Consider the following 22,130-nt stretch of genomic DNA (forward strand, 5'->3'; position numbering starts at 1 on the left):
CCACCCAGCCCACCCCGGGCCCTTCCACCCAGCCCACCCCGGGCCCTTCCACCCAGCCCACCCCAGGCCGTGCCCCTGCCTCGGCAGCCTCGGCTCGCTCGTCGTCGACCCCCCCTCCTGCGCCGGACCGGCAGGACTTCGACTCCCTGATCGGACGGTCCCCCGCCGTGCTGACCCGCCACCGTTTCGACCCCACCCCGTTCGTCCTGGTCCTCATCGGCCTCGCCGTCGTGATCGGCGTGGTCATGGCCTACAACCGCCTGACGGCCCCCCTGCCCCCGATCGGCGGCTCGGACGGCTTCGGCGACGTCCAGGCCGAGGAGACCGCCGAGGGCGAGGTCCCGGCTGAGGGCGAGGCGGACGAGGGCGAGGGCGAGGGCGAGCCACCCGCCGAGGAGGAGTCCCCGGAGGAGATCACCGCGCCCGTGATCGTCTCGGCCCAGCAGGTCGATCCGCCCCCGGACGGTGACGACAACGAGCACCCCGAGGCCGTGGACCGCGCGATCGACGGCGACCCGACGACCTTCTGGTTCACCCGGACCTACGTGTCCCCCACCTACGGCATGAAGGACGGGGTCGGCTTCGCCGTCACCCTCGAGGAGCCCGCGATGGTCAGCACCGTCGACCTCGCGGTCAACGGGGCAGGCGGTCGGGTGGAGGTGCGCGCGACGGACCCCAGCACGCCCACCGAGGGAGCCGTGCTGGTCGAGAGCCCGCTGGGGCCCGACATGACGCTCGAGCTGCCCGAACCGACCCAGGCGGCCCACATCGTGCTCTGGTTCACCGAGCTCCCGCAGACCCCGGACGGCCTCAACCGCGTCGAGCTCTACGAGATCTCGCTCTCCTGACGCGGAGCCGCGGCGACCGGGGAACGGCGCCGAGCTGAACCCGCGATGAACCCGCAGGGGGCGGCCCACCGGCAGGAACACCGGAGCCCTAGGATCTGTTGACGTGGTCGCAGGCGAACCTCCTGCGGCAGATCCACGACAGACAGAGGGATGCACGTGACCCAGACCCGTGACCTGGTCATCATCGGCTCAGGCCCGGCCGGATACACCGCCGCCGTCTACGCCGCACGCGCCGGCCTTGCGCCCGTCGTCGTCGCCGGGGCGGTGACTGCCGGCGGCGCCCTGATGAACACCACCGAGGTCGAGAACTTCCCTGGCTTCGTCGACGGCATCATGGGCCCCGAGCTCATGGAGAACATGCAGAAGCAGGCTGAGCGCTTCGGGGCCGAGGTCCTCTACGACGACGTCGTCGAGGCAGACCTCACCGGGCCGCTCAAGACGGTGCGTACCGGCAACGGCGACACCTTCGTCGCGCGTTCGGTGATCCTCGCGACCGGCTCGGCGTACCGCGAGCTGGGCCTGCCGGACGAGAAGCGGCTCTCGGGCCACGGCGTCTCGTGGTGCGCGACCTGCGACGGGTTCTTCTTCCGCGGGCAGGACGTCGTCGTCGTCGGGGGCGGGGACTCGGCGGTCGAGGAGGCCACCTTCCTGACCCGCTTCGCCAACAAGGTCACGATGGTGCACCGTCGCGACGAGCTGCGGGCCTCCAAGATCATGGCGGACCGTGCGCACAACGACCCGAAGATCGAGTTCGCCTGGAACAGCGAGGTCGTCGCGATCCACGGCGAGGAGAAGCTCTCGGGCCTCACCCTGCGGGACACCGTCACCGGCGAGCTGCGCGAGCACACGGCCACCGGGCTGTTCGTGGCCATCGGGCACATCCCGCGCAACGAGCTGCTGATCGGCCAGGTCGACCTGGACGACAACGGCTACGTGCTCGTCGGCGGGCCGGACGCCCGCGGCACCCAGACCAACGTCGAGGGGGTCTTCGCCTGCGGCGACCTCGTCGACCACGTCTACCGGCAGGCCATCACCGCGGCGGGCACAGGGTGCTCGGCCGCGCTCGACGCGCAGCACTACCTGGCAGACCTGGTCGGTGCGGTCGCCCCGCCCGCCCCCGAGAGCCTGCCTGAGAAGATCGAGGAGACCCTGTGAGCACCGTCCCCGTCACCGACGCCACCTTCAAGTCCGAGGTCCTCGAGTCCCCGGTCCCCGTGCTGGTCGACTTCTGGGCCCCCTGGTGCGGTCCCTGCCGGCAGGTCGCCCCGGTGCTCGAGGAGCTCTCGGGGGTCTACGAGGGTCGTCTGACCATCGCGAAGGTCAACACCGACGAGAACCCCGAGGTGACGGCCGCCTACGGGATCACCTCGATCCCGACGATCAACATCTACTCGGGCGGCGAGCTGATCAAGCAGATCGTCGGCGCCCGGCCCAAGCCGGCCCTGGTCACCGAGATCGACGCCATCCTCGCCTGAGCCTCGACCAAGAGCCCTGGATCCTGGCGGTCCAGGGCTCGTGGCGTGCCCGGGATCAGGGGTAGCATCGGTGCATGACGATGCTAGCGCCAGAGGTCGATGCTTCTCGCCACGACCCCGCTCACCTCGCGACCGCTGCGTGCCTCTTCCGCGGCCTGGGTGACGCCAACCGGTTGGCGATCCTGCAGCACCTGACCCTCGGTGAGCACCGCGTCCGGGACCTCACCGAGCACCTCGGGCTCGCCCAGAGCACGGTCTCCGCCCACTGCCTGTGCCTCGCGGACTGCGGACTGGTGACCTCACGGACCCAGGGGCGCTCGACCCTCTACTCCCTCGCCGGGCCCGAGGTCCTCGACCTGCTCGCTGCCGCCGAGCGCCTGCTCGGTCTCACCGGGGAGACCGTCCGCCTGTGCCCCCGCTACGGGACGCAGGCTCCGGCATGAGGGGGACCGTCGAGCTCGACGCAGGGATCCCGGCGCCGGCCCGACGAGACCTCCTCCGTCGCCGGGTGCGCCTGATCGTGGCCGCCACCATCGGCTACAACGTGGTCGAGGCCGTGGTCGCGATCGGGGCGGGCGCCGCGGCCTCCTCGACCGCGCTGATCGGCTTCGGCCTCGACTCGGTGGTCGAGGTGCTCTCCGCGACAGCGATCGCGTGGCAGTTCGCGGGCGGGGTCAACCACGAGGACCGCGAGCACCGGGCGCTGCGGGTCGTGGCCTTCTCCTTCTTCGCCCTGGCTGCCCTGGTGACCTTCGAAGCCGTGCGTGCGCTGCTCGGCGCCGCAGAGACCCGCCACAGCACGGTGGGCATCGTGCTCGCCGCCCTGAGCCTGGTGGTCATGCCAGGGCTCGCCTGGTGGGAACGGCGCACCGGCCGCGAGCTGGGTTCGGCGAGCGTCGTGGCCGACAGCGCCCAGCTGCTCGTGTGCTCGGCCTTGAGCGGCGTGCTGCTCGTCGGGCTGGTCGCCAACTCAGCGCTGGGCTGGGGCTGGGCGGACCCCGTCGCCGCCCTCGTGATCGCCGCGGTCGCCGTGCGAGAGGGGGTCAACGCACTGCGCGGGGACACCTGCTGCTCCCCCGTCGCGCTCCTGGTCTCCGAGGACCCCGGGCTCGTCGATGCCACCGAGAAGAGCGAGCAGGCATGCTCTGGTGGCGGGTGCTGCGGCACGGGCGGGACCGCGGGCCCTCGCTGAGGCCTGCAGGCCACCCTGACGTCGGTCCGGACACCTCCGCCCGGCCCGCTGGGCGCCGTGGCAGACTCGGCCCATGACACCCGAGCACGGCGAGCCGATGGGGCAGGTGACTCCTGCCCCTCGCAGCGCCGCCCCCCACGCCCGCCCGTCGACCGGGACCCGCCTCGACCCGTGGATCGGCTCCTACGCCGACCGGACCCACGGCATGCGAGCCTCTGAGATCCGCGCCCTCTTCGCCGTCGCCAGCCGGCCCGAGGTCGTGTCGCTCGCGGGCGGCATGCCGAATCTCGCAGGTCTCCCTCTCGACACCCTCGCGGAGTCGGCGCAGCGCCTCATCGCGACCCGGGGGGCCACGGCCCTGCAGTACGGCTCAGGTCAGGGCGACCAGACCCTGCGCGAGCAGATCCTCGACGTCATGCGCCTCGAGGGGATCGACGCCCACCCGGACGACGTCGTGGTCACGACCGGCTCACAACAAGCCCTCGACCTGGTGACCAGGCTCTTCATCAACCCGGGGGACGTCATCGTCGCCGAGGCGCCGAGCTACGTCGGGGCGCTCGGTGTCTTCCGCGCCTACCAGGCCGACGTCGTGCACGTGCCCCTCGACGAGCACGGCCTGGTGCCCGAGGCGCTCGACGAGGCGCTGACCCGGCTCGCTGCCGAGGGCCGCACCGTCAAGCTCATCTACACGGTGCCCAACTTCCACAACCCCGCCGGGGTCACCCTGAGCCTCGAGCGGCGCCCACGCGTGCTCGAGATCGCCCAGCGTCACGGGGTTCTCCTGGTGGAGGACAACCCGTACGGTCTGCTCGGCTTCTCGGGCGACCCCCTGCCCGCGATGCGCTCGCTCGACGACGAAGGGGTCATCTACCTCGGCTCCTTCTCCAAGACCTTCGCCCCGGGGTACCGGGTGGGCTGGGCGGTCGCCCCGCACGCCGTGCGCGAGAAGCTGGTCCTGGCGAGCGAGTCCGCGATCCTGTGCCCCTCCAACGCCTCGCAGCTGGCCATCTCGACGTACCTCGCCGAGCACGACTGGAAGGGCCAGATCAAGGCCTTCCGGGAGATGTACCGCGAGCGGCGTGACGCCATGGTCGGCGCCCTGAGCGAGCACATCCCCGAGGCCTCCTGGACCGTGCCCGACGGCGGCTTCTACACCTGGGTGAAGCTGCCGGACGGGCTCGACGCCCAGGCCATGCTCCCGCGGGCCATCACGGCCCTGGTCGCCTACGTCTCGGGGACCGCCTTCTACGCCGACGGTCAAGGAGCCGATCACATGCGTCTGTCCTTCTGCTACCCGACGCCGGAACGCATCCGCGAGGGTGTGCGCCGACTGTCCACGGTCGTGGACGGCGAGCGTGAGCTGGTCGAGATCTTCGGCACCGCAGCCACCCGCGAGGGTCGCATCGTCGAGTCCCCCTCCCCGGACCTCGCATGAGCGCCCCGAGCGTCCTGGTCCTGGCCGGTGGCCTCTCGCACGAGCGTGACGTGTCGCTGCGCTCGGGCCGTCGGGTCGCCGAGGCGCTCCGGGGGGCCGGCCTCGAGGTCGCGGTGCACGACGTCGACGCCGATCTCATCCCCGCCCTGCGGCAGCTGGAGCCGGCCATCGTGTGGCCGCTGCTGCACGGGGCGAGCGGCGAGGACGGGTCCGTGCGGGACGTCCTCGAGATGATGGGCCTGCCCTACGTCGGCGCGGACCCCCGCGCGAGCCGCTGCGCATGGAGCAAGCCCGTCACCAAGACCATCGTCGCCGCGGCGGGGCTGAGCACCCCGCGCTTCGTCACCCTCCCCCAGAGCCTCTTCCGCGAGCTGGGGGCCGGCAAGGTCCTCGAGACGGTCCTGGCGAGCCTCGGCCTGCCGCTCGCCGTGAAGCCCTCACGCGGAGGGTCCGCCTTGGGCGTCACGGTCGTCCGCGAGGCCGAGCAGCTACCGCGGGCGATGGTCGACTGCTTCGCCTACGGCGACACCGCGCTGATCGAGCAGGCCGTGGACGGCGTCGAGCTCGCGGTGAGCGTGGTCGACACGGGGGACGGACCGCAGGCGTTGCCACCCGTCGAGCTGGTCACCGACGGGCCCTACGACTACGACGCGCGGTACGTACCAGGTCGCACCGAGTACTTCACCCCGGCCCGCCTCTCCGAGGAGGACTCTGCCCGGGTCGGCGCGGCGGCCGTGGCCGTGCACGAGGCCCTGGGACTGCGGCACCTGTCCCGCACCGACCTCATCCTCGACCGCGACGGGGTCCCGCAGTTCCTGGACCTCAACACCGCCCCGGGCATGACCGAGACATCACTGCTTCCGCAGGCCGCCGTGGCTGCGGGGCACGACCTCGGCAAGCTCTACCGCGCCATCGTGGAGAACGCTGCCGCCGGCTGAGCTGGCGGCAGCCCGAGGTCAGCGCAGCAGACCCGGGTCCTCCGGGGAGAGCATCTCCAGGATGCGGTTGAGGTCCTGGACCGACGCGAACTCCACGGTCATGCGGCCCTTGCTCTTGCCCAGCGCGATCTTGACGCGGGTGTCGAACCTGTCGGAGAGGCGACCGGCAAGGTCGTCGAGGGCCGCGTTCCGGTCCCCGGCGCGCGGGCGGCGCTGGGCGACGGGCTTCTCGGGGTCGCCGCCCAGGGTCACGATCTCCTCGGTGGCGCGGACGGAGATGCCCTCGGCCACGATCCGCTGCGCGAGCCGCTCCATGGCGGCCGCGTCGGCGAGGCCGAGCAGGGCGCGAGCATGACCCGCGGAGAGCACACCGGCAGCCACCCGGCGCTGCACCAGGGGCGGGAGCCGGAGCAGTCGCAAGGTGTTGCTGATCTGCGGGCGTGACCGGTGGATGCGGCGCGCGAGGTCGTCGTGGGTGCAGCCGAAGTCGTCGAGCAGCTGCTGGTAGGCAGCCGCCTCCTCGAGGGGGTTCAGCTGGCTGCGGTGGAGGTTCTCCAGCAGGGCGTCGCGCAGCAGGTCGGCGTCGTCGGTCTCCCGGACGATCGCCGGCACCGTCTCCAGGCCGGCCTCCTGCGTGGCGCGCCACCGGCGCTCGCCCATGATGAGCTCGTAGGTGAAGCCGTCGTGCTCGGCCCCCTCCTCACGCAGGGGACGCACGACGATGGGCTGGAGCACCCCGATCTCACGGATCGAGCTGACCAGCTCGCTCAGGGCGTCCTCGTCGAAGACCGTGCGCGGCTGGCGCGGGTTCGGCCGGATCGACCCGACCGGGACCTCCGCGAAGTGCACCCCCGGGACGGGGACCAGACCCTCGGGAAGCTCTCCTGCTGAGCTGGTGCCCGGTCCAGAGCCGGTCGACGATGTAGAACCGTCCTCGGTGGGCGTCGGGGTGGTCGGTCCGCCAGCGGGAGACACGTCCGCAGAGCTAGCGGTCGGAGAGGTGCCGGGTGATGCTCCGGCGCCCGCCTCGTCGTCGCGTGACGGCGCAGCCGCCAGGTCCTCCGGTGCCGCGTCGGCAGCAGCCGTCGCCACATCCCCCGGCAGATCCGTCGCGGAAAGGTCGTGACCTGCGGCGATGTCCTGCGAGGGGGAAGGCTCGGTGTCCTCGGGGGTCACCTTGGCCGCCGGGCCCCCCGGGAAGAACACGTCGACGGGTCGAGCATCTCCCGTCGGCGCGCTGGGGATGAGAGCTCCGAGTCCGCGGCCCAGGCCGCGACGCTTCTCCGCCATCAGTTGTCCTCCGTCGTCGTGCTCTGCTGCAGGGGGGCGTTCTCGGGCTGGGCACCCTGGGACTCGACGCCGTCGCGGGACGAGGCCGCAGCGAGGACACCTCTGTCGGCGAGCTCCCGCGCCGCCGCCAGGTAGGACAACGCTCCGGTCGAGCTCGGGTCGTAGGTCATGACGGTCTGGGCGTAGCTAGGTGCCTCCGAGATCCGCACCGAGCGCGGCACCGTGGTGCGCAGGGTCTGCTCAGGGAAGTGCTCGCGCACCTCTGCGGCCACCTGCTGCGCAAGATTGGTGCGCGAGTCGTACATGGTGAGCAGGATGGTGGAGACGTGGAGGGCCGGATTGAGGTGGTTCTTGATGAGCTGGACGTTCTTGAGGAGCTGGCTCAGCCCCTCCAGGGCGTAGTACTCGCACTGGATCGGAATCAGCACCTCCCGGGCCGCGACAAAGGCGTTGACCGTCAGGAGCCCGAGGCTCGGCGGGCAGTCGATGAAGATGTAGTCGAGCTGGTCGAGGCCCTGGTGTGCGCGGTGCTCGAGGTAGGCGTCGATCGCGTTGCGCAGCCGGTTCTCCCGGGCGACCAGAGAGACGAGCTCGATCTCGGCGCCAGAGAGGTCGATCGTGGCCGGGGCGCACCACAGGCGCGGAAGCTGAGGGGTCTGCTGGACGACGGCAGCGAGCTCCTCGTCCTCCACCAGGACCTCGTAGACCGACGGAGTTCCCGCCCGGTGGTCGATACCCAGGGCGGTCGAGGCGTTGCCCTGAGGGTCGTTGTCGATGACCAGGACGTTCAGGCCAGCCTGCGAGAGCGCCGCGGCGAGGTTGACCGTGGTGGTCGTCTTGCCGACGCCGCCCTTCTGATTGGCGATCGTCAGTACCCGCGTCGACTCAGGGCGCGGGAACCGCCGACCTGAGAGGTCGATCCGACGTCGGGCATCAGCGGCCAGCTGAGCCGCGAGCGGGGTCGAGTCATCCACGGTCGGCAGGCTCTGGATCAGGGCCGCCCGTCGGTGCTCGTCGTTCCAGCCCTCTGTTTCACGTGAAACGCCGGGGCCAGGCGTCGGGTCCTGCTGCTCCACCAGATCTCCTGTCCTTGCGTGGTCACATCCTGCCATCGTCCAGCGACATCGCCGACCGTCGGGGCCCGCAGGGCCCGCCCGTGGCGATGCGTGCTCCCGTCGGCCTCGGTCATGCGCCGCGGCGGTCGACGACGCGGTGAGAGTCACGCCTCGCGACCCTCCTCGACCGAGGAGAGCCGACGCCAGCTCAGGCGCCCGCTCCCCCGCGTTTCCCTCGCCGGGGAGAGCGTCCTCCCGGGATCCTCCGTGGCGAATGTCCGCTGCCTGGTGCGCTGGGACCCGTGGGTCGGCTCGATGAGCCTGCTCCACGGGTGGGCTCCGGGCGTAGAGGGACAGAGGGAGCGGTCCTGCGCACCCGCACCACCGTCGTGGGCTCCCCTCCCGGGACGGTCTCCGCGTCGAGGACGTCCCCGGCGTCGCCGCCGAGGTCTGCGATGGACATCCGCGCGGCGGCGAGCTCTTCGGCCGCACGTGAACCCTTGAGGGCGAGCAGCACGCCACCGTGCCTGAGGAGCGGGATCGTCCACGCAGCCAGGCGGTCCATCGGAGCGACCGCTCGGGCCGTCACGGCATCGGCCAGGACCGAACCAACGAGGTCCTCGGCCCTGCCCCGCGTCACTCGCGTGTTCGGGAGCTCGAGTCGCTCGATCACCTCGGTGAGCCAGGTGACCCGGCGTTGCATCGGCTCGAGCAGGACCACCTCGAGGTCGGGCCGCATGGCCGCAAGGACGACTCCTGGGAGCCCTGCACCGCTCCCGACGTCGATCACGACACCCTCGGCCGGCAGGAACCTCGCCACCGCGGCAGAGTTGACCAGGTGGCGTTCCCACAGACGAGGAACCTCGCGCGGGCCGATCAGCCCCCGCGTCACGCCTTCGACCGCGAGCAGGTCATGGAAGGCGACGATCTGCCCGAGGGCCGGACCGAACAGCTCCACGACGGCTGGGGTCCGCTGGTCGAGCGTCACCGCCCGGCCATCCTCGTCAGCCACGACGCTCCCTACGGTTGATCGGCACGAACAAGGGACCACCGTATGGGGCCAAGCCGTTCCACGTGAAACCAGGCGACCGTCTGCCATGGGGTGCGGCGCCCTGGCCAGCCCGCCGGATCTCCCCCGCCGCTCACCTTCGGAGGCACGGCCGCCACACGCACGTCGCTCGTAGTCACTCGCATCGCGTGAGGCAGTCCCGTTTCACGTGGAACATCGCTCCCTTCGACCCGTCAACGTCCGCCTTGCGGACGGCCCCTCTCTGCCGGCCCGTGCGACCAACGCCCTGGAGCCGAAAGGCGGTACTCGGAATGGGCCTCTGGGTCGCCGCCTCAGATCCGAGCTACGAGGAGGTACGACCCACCTGCACGCGTCCACCCACATCCTTGGGTTGCGGCCACCACGACGCACCCTGCCCCTTTAGCCTGGTCTGCAACGCTGAACCGTCGCGCCAAGCACACGCACGCGACACCGTGCCCCTCGGAGGCCCGCCGATCCGCATGTCCCGCACCGAGGCCCCCTGGGCCCGCGCACCCCCGCCGGTCTGTGTGCATCGTTGAGTCACCCGTCTCACGGTGGACAGTGCGGAGGCCAGGCCATGCCCTGGTCACGGTCACCACCCATGGACCGAGCTCGTGGGTATCAAGCACAACCCTGCGCACCTGATCCACGTGGGTGAACCGACGGGCGACCACGGACGGGCAGCCACTCCCCTGCCGCGCGCCAGCCGTGCGCCAGCGACTCCATCCGCGCGCAAGAACGGGCGCCGAGCGCCAGCCGTCGCGCCACCAACTGCAACGGGGCCAACGCTGCACTACGGCGGTGTTCCACGTGAAACACGTCTGACCCCGGGAGGCTCCGCAGCACGAGGAGGCCGTCGTCCCTGACACGTAGGCCATGTCCTTGTCCCGATGAGGGGCGGTCCACTTCCACGACGCCGGCGCTGTCAGCATCAGCATCGGCGTGAACGGCCGCCGCCGAGCATCACCGGGCGAGGTAGTGGTGACGAACCTCGCAACACGTTCCACGTGAAACCGAGCCAGAATGAGCATCCCGGGGATGCGCTCCCGTGACTCCACCCCTGCCCTACGGCCACTTCCGCGGCGAACCAGCCGCGCACTCCCCGAGACACGGAGAGGCCCCCGCGACCGCATGGTCACGGGGGCCTCTCCCTGCCGCGTTCAGGCGGGCTTGATCACCACGTGTCGACCAGGCTCAACGCCATCGCTATCGCTGACCAGCCCGGATTCCGCGACCACGTCATGCACCACCTTGCGCTCGAAGGGGTTCATGGGCTCGAGGGCCACCGACTCGCCCGAGGCCTGGACCTCCCCGATCGCCTTCTTCGCGACCTCGGTCAGCTCGGCCCTGCGAGCGGCACGATAGCCGGCGATGTCGAGCATCAAGCGGCTCCGCTCCCCCGTCTTGGTCTGCACGGCAAGGCGCGTGAGCTCCTGGACCGCATCGAGGACCTCGCCTTCGGAACCGACGAGTCGACGCAGGGCCCGCTCGGAACCGGCCTCTGCCACGATCTCCACCGCGGCGCGTCCGTGATCGACGTCGATGTCGATGTCACCATCCAGGTCGGCGATGTCCAACAGCTCTTCGAGGTAGTCCGCGGCGATCTCACCCTCCTCCTCGAGGCGTCGCGTGACGGACACGTCGTTCTGCTCCGTGGGAGCACTGCTCTCGGTCATGACGATCTCCTGATCAGGAACTGCGCAGCCCAGTTGCTGCTCACGTCGTGGGATTCTCGGGAGTCCCCTTGCCCGGGGTCCCCTTGCCCTTGGCCTTACCGGTCGAGGATGACGTCCCCGACGTGCCCGTGCCGCCCTCGGGCTTGGTGCCGCTCGGCTTCGATCGAGTCGGCTTGGTGCCACCAGCACGCGCACCGCCAGTCGCGGCACCCGAGGGCTTGGTCCCGCCGGACCTCGTCCCCGGGGCCTTCGCTCCTGGAGCCTTGCCGCCTCCCGGCTTGGCCCCTCGCGACGTGGCCCCCGCTGACTTCGCACCGGGAGCTCCGTCTGCGGGCTTCGCCTTCCCTGATGGAGAGGCATCACCCAAGACGGAGTCGCCCCCTTCGGACGAGGAGCTCGCGGCCGCGCCGTCTCCGGTACCCGTCGGACCGCCGGCACCGGTCACCGGCTTGGTCCGGTGCTTGCGCTTGGGCTGCTGCCGCTGGCCGCGGGGCTTCTCCTCGATCGCGGGCTTCTCCTCCTCGAGGACGATGCCCTTGGCAGCGGCCTTCTTCGCCCGCCGCTCCTTGAGTGCGCGCTCCGCCTCCGAACCCGGAGTCGGGTTACGGCGGATCACGTAGAACTGCTGCCCCATCGACCAGAGGTTGGTCGTGGTCCAGTAGATGAGGACACCGATCGGGAAGTTGACGCCCGTGACGGCGAAGATCACCGGCAGCAGGTAGAGAAGCATCTTCTGCTGCTGAGCCATCGGTCCTTGCAGAGCCGAGGCCGGCATGTTCTTCTGCGTCAGCTGACGCTGGGTGAGGAAGGTCGTGGCCGACATCGCGATGATGAGCAGGACCGTGACGATGCGCGTCGCACCCGTCGCACCTGACTCGAGAAAGAACGAGGAGATGGGTGCACCAAAGAGGGTGGCCGAGTTCGCCTCCGCAGCGAGGTCCTGCGTCAGCGGACCGATCTGCAGCCGATCGCCACCCTGATACTCACCACGGGCGAGATCGCCGAGCGAGTACAGCACCCGGAAGAGGGCGAAGAAGATCGGCGACTGCGCAAGGATCGGCAGGCACGACGCGAACGGGTTCGTGCCGTGCTTGCGGTACAGCTCCATGGTCTCGCGGCTCATCGCCTCACGAGAGGCCGGGTCGCTCTTGCCCTTGTACTTCTTCTGGATCTTCTGCATGTCCGGGGCGAGCAGCTGCATCCCTCGAGACGCCTTGATCTGCTTGACGAACAGCGGGATCAGCAGGATCCGGATGACGACCACGAGCCCGACGATCGACCCCGCCCAGGCCAGACCAGACTCCGAGGGCACGCCGAGGGCCACGAACAGGGAGTGGAACTGGACCATGATCCAGGCCACGGCCACCTTGAGGGGCCAGAGGATGGTGTCGAACCAACTCATGCTGCGGTGCTCCTCGGGGGTCGTTCATCGTTCCCGTCGAGACGGGTGGAGTGGGGGTGCCGGCGAACCGGGGGGACGTCGTCCACGCCGCCGGCCGCCCACGGGTGGCATCGCAGCAGCCGGCGCACGGCCAGCCAGGTCCCTCGCCCCGCGCCATGACGCTGCACCGCAGTCAAGGCGTAGGAGGAACAGCTCGGGTAGTACCGACAGGTGGGCCCCGTCATCGGGGAGATCACACCCTGGTACACCCGGAGGGCAGCGACGAGCACCAGTCGTGGTACCGCCCTGACCCCGGCGAGCAGCCGGCTCACCGGCGGCACCGCGGAACCCGGGGCAGCCACCGAGGTCATGCTCTGGTCCGAGCGCTCGCTCGTCGCACCGCGCTGCTCATGGCGCTGACGTAGTCGTCCCGCAGCAGGCCGTAGCTCGCCTCGCGGGCCGGGGGCAGAGCGCGCAGCACGAGGTCGGTGCCCGGCGGAACAACTTCCACCTGCTCGACGACCACGGCGCGCAACCTCCGTCTGACCCGGTTCCGGACGACGGCGTTACCCACCGTCTTGGCCACGACGAGCCCAACCCGTCGCTCGGCACTGCCCTCGACCCGGCGGCAGTGCACGACGAGCGTGTCACGGCCGGCGCGGGTGCCCCGTCTGATCGTCTGCGCGAAGTCCTCGGACCTGCGCATCCTCAGTGGGCCGGGCAGCACCTGAGGAGATCAGGCGGAGAGCTCGGAGCGACCCTTACGCCGACGAGCAGCGAGGATCGCGCGGCCGGCCCGGGTGCGCATGCGCAGACGGAAGCCGTGGGTCTTGGCCCGGCGCCGGTTGTTCGGCTGGAAGGTGCGCTTCGACACGTCAGACTCCACAAAGGTTGGTTCAGGTCGCCGTCGGAGGACGGACACGAGGGTGCGCTCGTCGCCCTCCGCCCGTGGATCATGCCCCGCATGCGATCACGACGACCGCATCACGGTGTCGTGGCCGGCTGTGGGCACGCAGACTGAGGCCGTCACGAACGGCTGTGCAACGGTACGCGCGACCAGCGCGCCGGTCAAACCTGTGGCCGGGTACTGACGCGCGGGGTGTCTGCTCTCGATCAACGCCGATCATGCTCCGGGACCCGTTCGACCACGCCCGCGACACTCCGAGGGCCACCGCAGACCTGCACCGCACGTCTGCGAGGGGCCTTCCGTGCCAGATCGAGCAGGCCTCCCAGGCCCTTCACCCACAGCCGCCGCATCTGGTATCACGCGAGCCCACAGCTTGTGGACAACTATGTGGATCGTGCCGCACCATGCCAGGGTGCGAGGCGGATCCCCGCCCGCAGCGCAGACCTATGGAGCTCCCCCGTGCCAGCACAGGACGTCTCGATCGCCCAGGTGTGGGACCGAGCAGTAGGACAGATCGCCACCGATCCCACGACCAGCGCGCAGCAGCTGGCCTTCATCCGGCTGGTCCGACCTGTCGGTCTCCTGGACGACACCGTCCTCCTTGCCGTCGGCAACGACTTCACCAAGGACTACCTCGAGTCCAGGGTGCGCAACGAGCTGACCAAGGCACTGAGCGACGTCCTCGGCGTCGACGCCAGGTTCGCGGTAACCGTCGACCCCTCCCTCGAGGACGCCGACAGCCGCGCCCCGTCCGCCCAGAACGCCTCGACCCAGGGCGGTCCTCGCGATGCAGAGCCTGGTTCCGGAGACCGCTCCGACCGTGAGGGCTCTCGCCGCCGCCACGACGACCGGGACCACCGCGACAGCCGCGATGACCACGACCGTGATCTTGACCGACGATCACGCCGCGACAGCGCCTTCGACGACGACGAGGAGGACCGCCCCCGGCGTCGTTCCTCTGCCGAGCGCACCCCCTTCGACGAGGCCCCCCACGGGCGGTCCTCGGGGCAGCGTCCACCGGTCGAGCCGGCTCGCCTCAACCCGAAGTACCTCTTCGAGACCTTCGTCATCGGGTCCTCCAACCGCTTCGCGCACGCCGCAGCCGTCGCCGTGGCCGAGGCCCCCGCCAAGGCGTACAACCCGCTGTTCATCTACGGGGACTCGGGTCTGGGCAAGACGCACCTGCTGCACGCGATCGGTCACTACGCCTTCTCGCTGTACCCGGGGGTCCGGGTGCGCTACGTGAACTCCGAGGAGTTCACCAACGACTTCATCAACTCGATCAGCGAGGGCAAGGCGGGCGCATTCCAGCGCCGGTACCGAGACGTCGACCTGCTCCTCATCGACGACATCCAGTTCCTGCAGGGCAAGGAGCAGACGATGGAGGAGTTCTTCCACACCTTCAACACCCTGCACAACACCAACAAGCAGGTCGTGATCACCTCCGACCTGCCGCCCAAGCAGCTCAACGGCTTCGAGGACCGCATGAGGTCGCGCTTCGAGTGGGGCCTCATCACCGACGTGCAGCCTCCTGACCTCGAGACGCGGATCGCCATCCTGCGCAAGAAGGCCGGCAACGAGCGGCTCCAGGCCCCCGACGACGTCCTCGAGTACATCGCCTCCAAGATCTCTACGAACATCCGTGAGCTCGAGGGCGCGCTCATCCGGGTGACGGCGTTCGCCAACCTCAACCGACAGCACGTGGACCTCGCCCTGGCCGAGATCGTCCTCAAGGACCTCATCACCGACGAGGACACTGCCGAGATCACCGCGGCCGCGATCATCGCCCAGACGGCCAACTACTTCGGCCTGACGATCGACGACCTCTGCGGGTCCTCACGGTCCCGAGTCCTAGTCACCGGACGGCAGATCGCGATGTACCTGTGCCGCGAGCTGACCGACATGAGCCTGCCGAAGATCGGTCAGCAGTTCGGCGGCCGGGACCACACCACGGTGATGCACGCGAACCGCAAGATCCGCGAGCTCATGGCCGAACGTCGCTCGATCTACAACCAGGTGACCGAGCTCACGAACCGGATCAAGCAGCAGCATCGTGGGTAGAACCCACCCATAGGACGACTGTTCACACCTGTGGACATCCCTGTGGACGTCGGTGGACCGCCCCACAGCCTCCTGTGGACAGAACTTGGCATTTCGGTGGACGGCCGATGAACAGAATCACATGATCCACCGTCCGGGCATCCTGTCGACAGGGCCGTCCTCAGGCGCTCCACAGTCCGCCGGGCCTGGTGACCTGCACGGGGACAGGATGTCCACACACTCCACACCACCGATGACAACGACGAATCTTGTTATCTATAGAGATCCACAGCGCCTTCATGGGGAGCGACGAGGCGCCCGGCTCCGGTTCTCCGGCGCGCAGACGCTGGGGCCGCTACCGTCGTCCTGCGCCGTACCCGCAGAACACCGGTCTCGCGTACTGTGCTCACAGATCAGGGCTCGGCAGCCCCGCACGTGTCGTGCTGCGCTGGCCGGAGCCGTACCAGCTGGGCGAGAGGGATGCGACATGAGGTTCAGGGTCGATCGTGACGTCCTGGCGGAGGCCGTCACCTGGACCGCCCGATCGCTGCCGACCCGGCCCCCCGTCCCCGTCCTGGCTGGCGTCCGGCTCGAGGCCGACGCCAACGGGCTCGTCCAGCTCTCGAGCTTCGACTACGAGGTCTCGGCCCGGTCGGAGATCGCCGCGGACGTCGTCGAGGCCGGAACGGTGCTCGTCTCCGGCCGTCTCCTCGCCGAGATCTCTCGAGCCCTGCCGGCCAAGCCCGTCGACGTGGTCCTCGAAGGGTCGAAGGTCACGGTCACCTGCGGCGCGAGCCGGTTCACCCTGCTGACCATGCCGGTCGAGGACTACCCGGCTCTGCCGGCGATGCCCGCCGTCGTCGGGACGATCGCCGGGCCCGAGCTCACCGAGGCCGTCGCCCAGGTCACCGTCGCCGCGAGCCGGGACGACACCCTCCCGCTGCTGACCGGGGTCCGGATGGAGATCGAGGGAGAGAAGATCACCCTCCTCGCCACCGACCGGTACCGGCTGGCCCTGCGCGAGCTGAGCTGGACCCCGGCCACCCCCGGGCACGAGTCGATCGCCCTCGTGCGGGCCCGGACGCTGTCCGATGCCGCCAAGTCCCTCGGCAGCGCGGAGCAGGTCACGGTCGCGCTCTCGACCGGTGCCGGGGTCGACCTCATCGGCTTCGAGGCCGGAGGGCGTCACACCACCTCGCTGCTGGTGGACGGGGACTACCCCGCCGTCCGTCGCCTCTTCCCCGACGAGACGCCGATCCACGCCGTCGTCTCCCGGCAGGCGCTCACCGAGGCGTCACGGCGCGTGGCCCTGGTGGCCGAGCGAAACACCTCGATCAGGCTCGCCTTCTCCGAGGGTCAGGTCGTGCTGAACGCCGGGCAGGGTGACGACGCCCAGGCCTCCGAGGCCCTCGAGGCGGCTCTCACCGGTGAGGACATCACGGTCGCCTTCAACCCGCAGTTCCTGCTCGACGGCCTCGGTGCCCTGAGCACCGAGTTCGTCCGGATGTCCTTCACCCATCCCAACAAGCCGGTCGAGTTCACCGGTCAGGCCGCCCTCGACGGGGATGACGACTCGAGCTACCGCTACCTGCTGGTACCCATCCGTTTCGCCAGCTGAGCGCTCCCGCGTCAGTCGGCACCAGCAGCCGAGCACCAGGAGGTGCCCCGCATGCACATCGGAATCGTCGGACTGGGTCGCATGGGCGCGAACATGCGCCAGCGACTGCGCAACCACGACCTCGAGGTCACCGGCTACGACCGCAACCCCGAGGTCTCGGACGTCGACAGCATGGCCGCGCTCGTCGAGGCGTTGCCGGCTGGACGTCGGGTCGTGTGGGTGATGGTGCCCTCGGGTGACATCACCAGGGGGGTCGTGACCGAGCTGGCCGACCTCCTGGCCGAGGGCGACATCGTCATCGAGGGAGGGAACTCGCACTTCCTCGACGACCGGAAGCACGCCGACCAGCTTGCCGACCAAGGCATCCGCTATGTCGACGTGGGCGTCTCGGGCGGTGTGTGGGGACTCGAGAACGGCTACGGGCTCATGGCTGGTGGAGAGAAGGACGACGTCGAGCACCTGATGCCGGTCTTCGACGCCCTCCGCCCCCCCGGGGAGCGTGGCAACGGGTTCGTGCACGCCGGCGCCGTCGGCGCGGGTCACTACGCCAAGATGGTCCACAACGGCATCGAGTACGGCTTGATGCAGGCCTATGCCGAGGGCTACGAGCTTCTCGAGGCCCAGGAGATCGTCACCGACGTCACGGGCACCCTCAAGGCCTGGACCCAGGGCACCGTCGTCCGCTCGTGGCTGCTCGACCTGCTCGTCGCCGCCCTCGAGGAGGATCCGCAGCTGGGGTCGATCGACGACTACGTCGAGGACTCGGGTGAAGGAAGGTGGACCGTCGACGAGGCCATCGACCAGGCCGTCCCCCTCCCGGTGATCTCCGCAGCCCTGTTCGCACGCTTCTCCTCGCGCCAGATCGACTCCCCGGCGATGAAGGCCGTGGCCGCGCTGCGCCAGCAGTTCGGAGGTCACGCGGTCCGCCCCGCGAGCGACGCGTAGTGCACGTCAGCCATCTCTCGCTGACCGACTACCGCTCCTACGAGCAGGTCGAGCTCCCCCTCGAGCCCGGGGTCAGCGCCCTGGTGGGGCCCAACGGCCAGGGCAAGACCAACCTCGTCGAGGCGGTCGGCTACGTCGCGACCCTCGGCAGCCACCGCGTCTCCTCGGATGCTGCTCTCGTGCGGGCGGGTGCCCCACGGGCGGTCGTCCGGCTGCGGGCGGACCGGAACGACAGGTCGACCCTCGTCGAGCTCGAGCTCAACCCGGGAAAGGCCAACCGGGCCCAGGTCAACCGTTCTCCGGTGCGTCGGCCACGCGACGTGCTCGGGATCCTGCGGACGGTGCTCTTCGCCCCGGAGGACCTCGCCCTGGTCAAGGGCGACCCGGACGGCCGACGTCGGCTCCTCGACGAGCTCGCGGTGCAGGTCTCACCACGTATCGCGGGCGTGCTGGGTGACTACGACCGGGTGCTCCGTCAGCGTGGCGCGCTGCTCAAGTCCGCCGGCGCGGCGCGGCGCGGCGGTCGCCGGGGCGGATCGGCCGAGGAGTCCGCACCGGACCTGCGCACCCTGGACGTCTGGGACACCAAGCTCGCGCAGGTCGGTGCGCAGATCCTGCGCAACCGGGTCCGGCTCGTCGACCAGCTCCGTCCGCACGTGGCTCGGGCGTACGAGCAGGTCAGTGAGGGTCAGGGTGCCGCGGTCCTCGGGTACCGCTCCTCCCTCGAGGCCAGCGTCGACGACGGTCGCCCGGCACCTTCACCCCTCGACGAGCCGGGGATCCCGCACCTGGACGTCAGCCTCGAGCTCCTCGAGGCCCAGCTCCTCGAGGCGATGAGCCGGATGCGGCGTCAGGAGATCGACCGCGGCGTCAACCTCGTCGGCCCGCACCGTGATGACCTGCTGCTCCACCTGGGTGGGCTGCCCGCCAAGGGATACGCGAGCCACGGGGAGTCGTGGTCCTACGCCCTCGCGCTCCGGCTCGCCTCCTACGAGCTGCTCACCCACGGGACGCCCGAGGACGAGACCGGGATCTCGGGGTGGGGCGACGGAGCCGAACCGGTCCTCATCCTCGACGACGTCTTCGCCGAGCTGGACACCCGGCGCCGGGGTCGGCTCGCGACGCTGGTGGCGAAGGCCGAGCAGGTGCTCGTCACCGCGGCCGTCGCGCAGGACGTGCCCGAGCAGCTCGACGGGGCGCGCATCGACGTCATGGGTGGGCAGGTCACCCGTGTCCGGTGAGGGTGGTCCCCCGGTCGACCCGAAGCAGCCGAGCAGCGACGCGGGAGTGGAGCCGGCCGGCCGGGACGAGCACGTGGGGTCCACGACCGACCACTGGGACCCGGCCAGGCCGGTCGCCGAGCAGCTCGGTCTGACCCCGGCCTCCGAGGTGGCCCGGGCCTCGCTCAACCGTGCCAAGGCGGCGGCCCGGGCGAGGGGCTTCCGCCCCGGGCAGCCCGGACGACGTCGTCCCGTGGCTGATCAGCGCTCCGGGGCGGGCCGCGACGGCCGTGACCCTGCCCTCCTCGGTGACACCCTCTCCCGGCTGGCGGCCGAGCGGGGCTGGCGCACCGAGCTCTCGGTGGGCAGCGTCGTCGGGAGGTGGCGTGAGGTCGTGGGCGACCAGGTGGCCGACCACTGCGTACCCGAGACCTTCGAGGACGGGGTGCTCGTCGTGCGCACCGACTCGACCACGTGGGCGACCAACCTGCGTCTGCTGGGCCCGACCCTGCTGAGCCGGCTCGCCGAGGAGGTCGGGCCTGACGTCGTGGTCGAGGTCCAGGTGCTGGGTCCGTCGGGGCCGAGCTGGAAGCGGGGCCAGCGTCGGGTCCCGGGGCGAGGACCCAGGGACACCTACGGCTGAGCGGCCGCGTCCCCACCGCGCGGGGCCGAAGATCACCGATCGGCGGGAAGGCCCCTGAGAGCCTCCCGCACGATCCTCGATACCTCCGGATCACCCTCGCGCATCCCTAGCGCGTCGGATGGGTGTGGACGCCGCTCTGAGCGGCGTCACGGGGTAGACTGACGGCTGTCATTCCTGGCGCTCGGAGATGTGCGGGGGTGGGACGCCCGGACTGCCGAGCTCGCCCACCGCCAGCGTGCCCGTCCTCGACGCCGCCAGGAACACCTGTGCGTGCGGCAGGGCCGGCCCCGGCCTCGCGTCCGCGCGCGCGACACCTGAAGGAGCACCCGCGCCCGTGGTTGACCAGAGCTCGACACCGTCCGGAAGCACTCCTCCGACCGCCGCGACGACCAGCTCGAGCAGCAGCTACGACGCCAGCGCGATCACGGTCCTCGAGGGGCTCGAGGCGGTGCGCAAGCGTCCTGGCATGTACATCGGATCGACCGGCCCGCGCGGGCTGCACCACCTGGTCTACGAGGTCGTGGACAACTCGGTCGACGAGGCCCTCGCCGGGTACTGCAGCCACATCGAGGTCACCCTCCAGGCCGACGGCGGTGTCCGCACCAGCGACGACGGCCGTGGCATCCCGGTCGCCATCCACCCCACCGAGGGGCGCCCCACCGTCGAGGTCGTCATGACCATCCTGCACGCGGGCGGCAAGTTCGGCGGTAGCGGGTACGCCGTCTCTGGTGGTCTGCACGGCGTCGGCATCTCTGTGGTGAACGCACTGTCGAAGCAGGTCACGACGGTGGTCAAGCGTGACGGGCACGTCTGGACCCAGCGCTTCGCCGACGGCGGCAAGCCTGTGGGCGAGCTCGAGCGCGGTGCCGCGACCGAGGAGACCGGCACCACCCAGACCTTCTACCCCGACGACGCCATCTTCGAGACCGTCGACTTCGACTTCGAGACCCTCCGGGCCCGCTTCCAGCAGATGGCCTTCCTCAACAAGGGTCTGCAGATCACGCTGACCGACGAGCGCCCGGAGCACACGGGCACCGAGGACGAGGTCACCGAGCCGGACCGCTCCCACGAGTCCGAGGACGACGTCGCCGCCACGACGGCACCCTCGGGCGGAACCGCCCGCTCGGTCACCTACCGGTACGACGGCGGCCTGGTCGACTACGTCAAGCACCTGAACAGCGCCAAGAAGGTCGAGCTGATCCACCCGGAGATCATCGACGTCGAGGCCGAGGACACCGAGCGCAAGATCTCGGTCGAGATCGCGCTCCAGTGGACCGGTGCCTACTCCGAGTCCGTGCACACCTACGCCAACACCATCTCGACCACCGAGGGCGGCACGCACGAGGAGGGCTTCCGTGCGGCGATGACCACCCTGGTCAACAGGTACGCCCGGGCGAAGAACCTGCTCAAGGAGAAGGACGACGCCCTGACCGGGGACGACGTCCGCGAGGGCCTGACCGCCGTCATCTCGGTCAAGCTCGGTGAGCCGCAGTTCGAGGGGCAGACCAAGACCAAGCTCGGCAACACCGTGGCCAAGACCTTCGTGCAGAAGGTGGTCCACGAGCAGCTCGGCGACTGGCTCGACGCGCACCCGAACGAGGCGCGGGACATCATCCGCAAGGCGATCCAGGCCTCCCAGGCCCGTCTCGCCGCGCGCAAGGCCCGTGAGGCCACGCGGCGCAAGGGCCTGCTCGAGTCCGGGGGCATGCCCGGCAAGCTGCGGGACTGCCAGTCGAACAACCCCGTCGAGTGCGAGGTCTTCGTCGTCGAGGGCGACTCGGCCGGCGGCTCGGCGGTCCGTGGCCGCAACCCGCGCACCCAGGCGATCCTCCCCATCCGCGGCAAGATCCTCAACGTCGAGCGGGCACGGCTGGACAGGGCGCTGGGCAACCAGGAGGTCCAGGCGCTGATCACGGCCTTCGGGACGGGCATCGGCGAGGACTTCGACCTCGCCAAACTCAGGTATCACAAGATCGTGCTGATGGCCGACGCCGACGTCGACGGCCAGCACATCTCGACCCTGCTGCTGACCCTGCTCTTCCGCTACATGCGTCCCCTCATCGAGAAGGGCCACGTGTACCTGGCGCAGCCGCCGCTCTACAAGCTCAAGTGGTCCAACGCCCCGCACAACTACGTCTACACCGACCGCGAGCGGGACGCCTTCCTCGCCGAGGGCCAGGCCACGGGCAAGCGGATCCCCAAGGAGAACGGGATCCAGCGCTACAAGGGCCTGGGCGAGATGGACTACAAGGAGCTGTGGGAGACCACCATGGACCCCGACGAGCGCACCCTGCTCCAGGTCACCCTGGACGACGCCGCCGCGGCCGACGAGATCTTCTCGGTCCTCATGGGCGAGGACGTCGAGTCCCGACGGTCCTTCATCCAGCGCAACGCCAAGGACGTCCGCTTCCTCGACATCTGAGGAACGAGCACGGTC

General features: G+C 70.2%; 19 protein-coding genes and 2 pseudogenes. 13 read left to right on the forward strand and 8 right to left on the reverse strand.

All coding sequences use genetic code 11. The annotated features are described in order from the left end of the window. The 7 genes and pseudogenes from L0B03_RS00890 to L0B03_RS00920 form a co-directional block, all read left to right on the forward strand. Positions 1-848, forward strand: a pseudogene (locus L0B03_RS00890) (hypothetical protein); the annotation flags it as partial. 156 nt (positions 849-1,004) lie between these two features. Continuing rightward, positions 1,005-2,003, forward strand: coding sequence for a thioredoxin-disulfide reductase (gene trxB / locus L0B03_RS00895; RefSeq protein WP_374204851.1), 999 nt, complete (start codon positions 1,005-1,007; stop codon positions 2,001-2,003). Continuing rightward, positions 2,000-2,323 carry a thioredoxin gene (trxA, locus tag L0B03_RS00900; protein ID WP_250442860.1) on the forward strand — a complete coding sequence of 108 codons (324 nt, stop codon included), beginning with the start codon at positions 2,000-2,002 and terminating at the stop codon, positions 2,321-2,323. Before trxB ends, trxA begins: the two co-directional genes overlap by 4 nt. 74 nt (positions 2,324-2,397) lie before the next feature. Then, a complete protein-coding gene (locus L0B03_RS00905; RefSeq protein ID WP_250442863.1) occupies positions 2,398-2,766 on the forward strand; it encodes a helix-turn-helix transcriptional regulator in 369 nt (122 codons plus the stop codon). Then, on the forward strand, positions 2,763-3,515 hold the full coding sequence (locus tag L0B03_RS00910) for a cation transporter (protein ID WP_250442866.1): 753 nt from the start codon (positions 2,763-2,765) through the stop codon (positions 3,513-3,515). The genes L0B03_RS00905 and L0B03_RS00910 overlap by 4 nt, the downstream gene beginning before the upstream one ends. Positions 3,516-3,612: 97 nt before the next feature. Further along, positions 3,613-4,950 carry a PLP-dependent aminotransferase family protein gene (locus L0B03_RS00915; RefSeq protein WP_250442917.1) on the forward strand — a complete coding sequence of 446 codons (1,338 nt, stop codon included), beginning with the start codon at positions 3,613-3,615 and terminating at the stop codon, positions 4,948-4,950. Next, entirely contained in the window at positions 4,947-5,888 is a 942-nt protein-coding gene (locus L0B03_RS00920; RefSeq protein ID WP_250442868.1) for a D-alanine--D-alanine ligase, read from the forward strand. Before L0B03_RS00915 ends, L0B03_RS00920 begins: the two co-directional genes overlap by 4 nt. An 18-nt stretch (positions 5,889-5,906) precedes the next feature. Here L0B03_RS00920 and L0B03_RS00925 read toward each other — a convergent pair whose 3' ends face one another. The 8 genes from L0B03_RS00925 to rpmH form a co-directional block, all read right to left on the reverse strand. Further along, positions 5,907-7,178, reverse strand: coding sequence for a ParB/RepB/Spo0J family partition protein (locus L0B03_RS00925; protein ID WP_250442870.1), 1,272 nt, complete (start codon positions 7,176-7,178; stop codon positions 5,907-5,909). Beyond that, positions 7,178-8,290 carry a ParA family protein gene (locus L0B03_RS00930; RefSeq protein WP_284501220.1) on the reverse strand — a complete coding sequence of 371 codons (1,113 nt, stop codon included), beginning with the start codon at positions 8,288-8,290 and terminating at the stop codon, positions 7,178-7,180. The genes L0B03_RS00925 and L0B03_RS00930 overlap by 1 nt, the downstream gene beginning before the upstream one ends. Before the next feature lie 151 nt (positions 8,291-8,441). Beyond that, positions 8,442-9,245 carry a 16S rRNA (guanine(527)-N(7))-methyltransferase RsmG gene (gene rsmG / locus L0B03_RS00935; protein ID WP_250442875.1) on the reverse strand — a complete coding sequence of 268 codons (804 nt, stop codon included), beginning with the start codon at positions 9,243-9,245 and terminating at the stop codon, positions 8,442-8,444. Between the two features lie 1,178 nt (positions 9,246-10,423). Further along, complete coding sequence (locus L0B03_RS00940) at positions 10,424-10,939, reverse strand: R3H domain-containing nucleic acid-binding protein (RefSeq protein ID WP_250442878.1); 516 nt, start codon at positions 10,937-10,939, stop codon at positions 10,424-10,426. Between the two features lie 40 nt (positions 10,940-10,979). Further along, positions 10,980-12,341, reverse strand: coding sequence for a membrane protein insertase YidC (gene yidC / locus L0B03_RS00945; RefSeq protein WP_308199965.1), 1,362 nt, complete (start codon positions 12,339-12,341; stop codon positions 10,980-10,982). Further along, positions 12,338-12,691: a membrane protein insertion efficiency factor YidD gene (gene yidD / locus L0B03_RS00950; RefSeq protein WP_250442881.1), complete on the reverse strand. Its 354-nt coding sequence runs from the start codon at positions 12,689-12,691 to the stop codon at positions 12,338-12,340. Before yidD ends, yidC begins: the two co-directional genes overlap by 4 nt. Next, positions 12,688-13,026 (reverse strand): ribonuclease P protein component, encoded by a 339-nt coding sequence (rnpA, locus tag L0B03_RS00955; RefSeq protein WP_250442883.1) that lies wholly within the window; start codon positions 13,024-13,026, stop codon positions 12,688-12,690. Before rnpA ends, yidD begins: the two co-directional genes overlap by 4 nt. Before the next feature lie 30 nt (positions 13,027-13,056). Continuing rightward, positions 13,057-13,194, reverse strand: coding sequence for a 50S ribosomal protein L34 (gene rpmH / locus L0B03_RS00960; RefSeq protein WP_013885212.1), 138 nt, complete (start codon positions 13,192-13,194; stop codon positions 13,057-13,059). Positions 13,195-13,686: 492 nt separating this feature from the next. Here rpmH and dnaA point away from each other — a divergent pair, with 492 nt between their 5' ends. The 6 genes and pseudogenes from dnaA to gyrB all read left to right on the forward strand — a co-directional run bounded on the left by dnaA (position 13,687) and on the right by gyrB (position 22,115). Further along, positions 13,687-15,288 (forward strand): chromosomal replication initiator protein DnaA, encoded by a 1,602-nt coding sequence (dnaA, locus tag L0B03_RS00965; RefSeq protein WP_374204853.1) that lies wholly within the window; start codon positions 13,687-13,689, stop codon positions 15,286-15,288. Positions 15,289-15,754: 466 nt separating this feature from the next. Then, positions 15,755-16,885 (forward strand): DNA polymerase III subunit beta, encoded by a 1,131-nt coding sequence (gene dnaN, locus L0B03_RS00970; RefSeq protein ID WP_250442886.1) that lies wholly within the window; start codon positions 15,755-15,757, stop codon positions 16,883-16,885. Between the two features lie 21 nt (positions 16,886-16,906). Continuing rightward, positions 16,907-17,830 (forward strand): annotated as a pseudogene (gene gnd, locus L0B03_RS00975) (phosphogluconate dehydrogenase (NAD(+)-dependent, decarboxylating)); the annotation flags it as partial. After that, the gene (gene recF, locus L0B03_RS00980) at positions 17,830-19,071 is read left to right on the forward strand and encodes a DNA replication/repair protein RecF (protein ID WP_250442892.1); all 1,242 of its coding nucleotides are present in this window, start codon (positions 17,830-17,832) and stop codon (positions 19,069-19,071) included. The pseudogene gnd and the gene recF, both read left to right, overlap by 1 nt. A gap of 73 nt (positions 19,072-19,144) precedes the next feature. After that, positions 19,145-19,693 (forward strand): DUF721 domain-containing protein, encoded by a 549-nt coding sequence (locus L0B03_RS00985; protein WP_250442895.1) that lies wholly within the window; start codon positions 19,145-19,147, stop codon positions 19,691-19,693. Positions 19,694-20,114: 421 nt separating this feature from the next. After that, positions 20,115-22,115: a DNA topoisomerase (ATP-hydrolyzing) subunit B gene (gyrB, locus tag L0B03_RS00990; RefSeq protein WP_250442923.1), complete on the forward strand. Its 2,001-nt coding sequence runs from the start codon at positions 20,115-20,117 to the stop codon at positions 22,113-22,115. Positions 22,116-22,130: the final 15 nt, after the last annotated feature.

The sequence above is a fragment of the Actinotalea sp. C106 genome (assembly GCF_023630195.1).
Classification (GTDB): Bacteria; Actinomycetota; Actinomycetes; order Actinomycetales; family Cellulomonadaceae; genus Actinotalea.

What these genes read in the sequence shown, in the direction of transcription:
- L0B03_RS00905 (WP_250442863.1), top strand. Translation starts at nt 2,398, where the DNA reads ATGACGATGCTAGCGCCAGAGGTCGATGCTTCTCGCCACGACCCCGCT.
- L0B03_RS00910 (WP_250442866.1), top strand. Translation starts at nt 2,763, where the DNA reads ATGAGGGGGACCGTCGAGCTCGACGCAGGGATCCCGGCGCCGGCCCGA.
- L0B03_RS00915 (WP_250442917.1), top strand. Translation starts at nt 3,613, where the DNA reads ATGGGGCAGGTGACTCCTGCCCCTCGCAGCGCCGCCCCCCACGCCCGC.
- L0B03_RS00920 (WP_250442868.1), top strand. Translation starts at nt 4,947, where the DNA reads ATGAGCGCCCCGAGCGTCCTGGTCCTGGCCGGTGGCCTCTCGCACGAG.
- L0B03_RS00925 (WP_250442870.1), bottom strand. Translation starts at nt 7,178, where the DNA reads ATGGCGGAGAAGCGTCGCGGCCTGGGCCGCGGACTCGGAGCTCTCATC.
- L0B03_RS00930 (WP_284501220.1), bottom strand. Translation starts at nt 8,290, where the DNA reads ATGGCAGGATGTGACCACGCAAGGACAGGAGATCTGGTGGAGCAGCAG.
- L0B03_RS00940 (WP_250442878.1), bottom strand. Translation starts at nt 10,939, where the DNA reads ATGACCGAGAGCAGTGCTCCCACGGAGCAGAACGACGTGTCCGTCACG.
- yidC (WP_308199965.1), bottom strand. Translation starts at nt 12,341, where the DNA reads ATGAGTTGGTTCGACACCATCCTCTGGCCCCTCAAGGTGGCCGTGGCC.
- yidD (WP_250442881.1), bottom strand. Translation starts at nt 12,691, where the DNA reads ATGACCTCGGTGGCTGCCCCGGGTTCCGCGGTGCCGCCGGTGAGCCGG.
- rnpA (WP_250442883.1), bottom strand. Translation starts at nt 13,026, where the DNA reads ATGCGCAGGTCCGAGGACTTCGCGCAGACGATCAGACGGGGCACCCGC.
- dnaN (WP_250442886.1), top strand. Translation starts at nt 15,755, where the DNA reads ATGAGGTTCAGGGTCGATCGTGACGTCCTGGCGGAGGCCGTCACCTGG.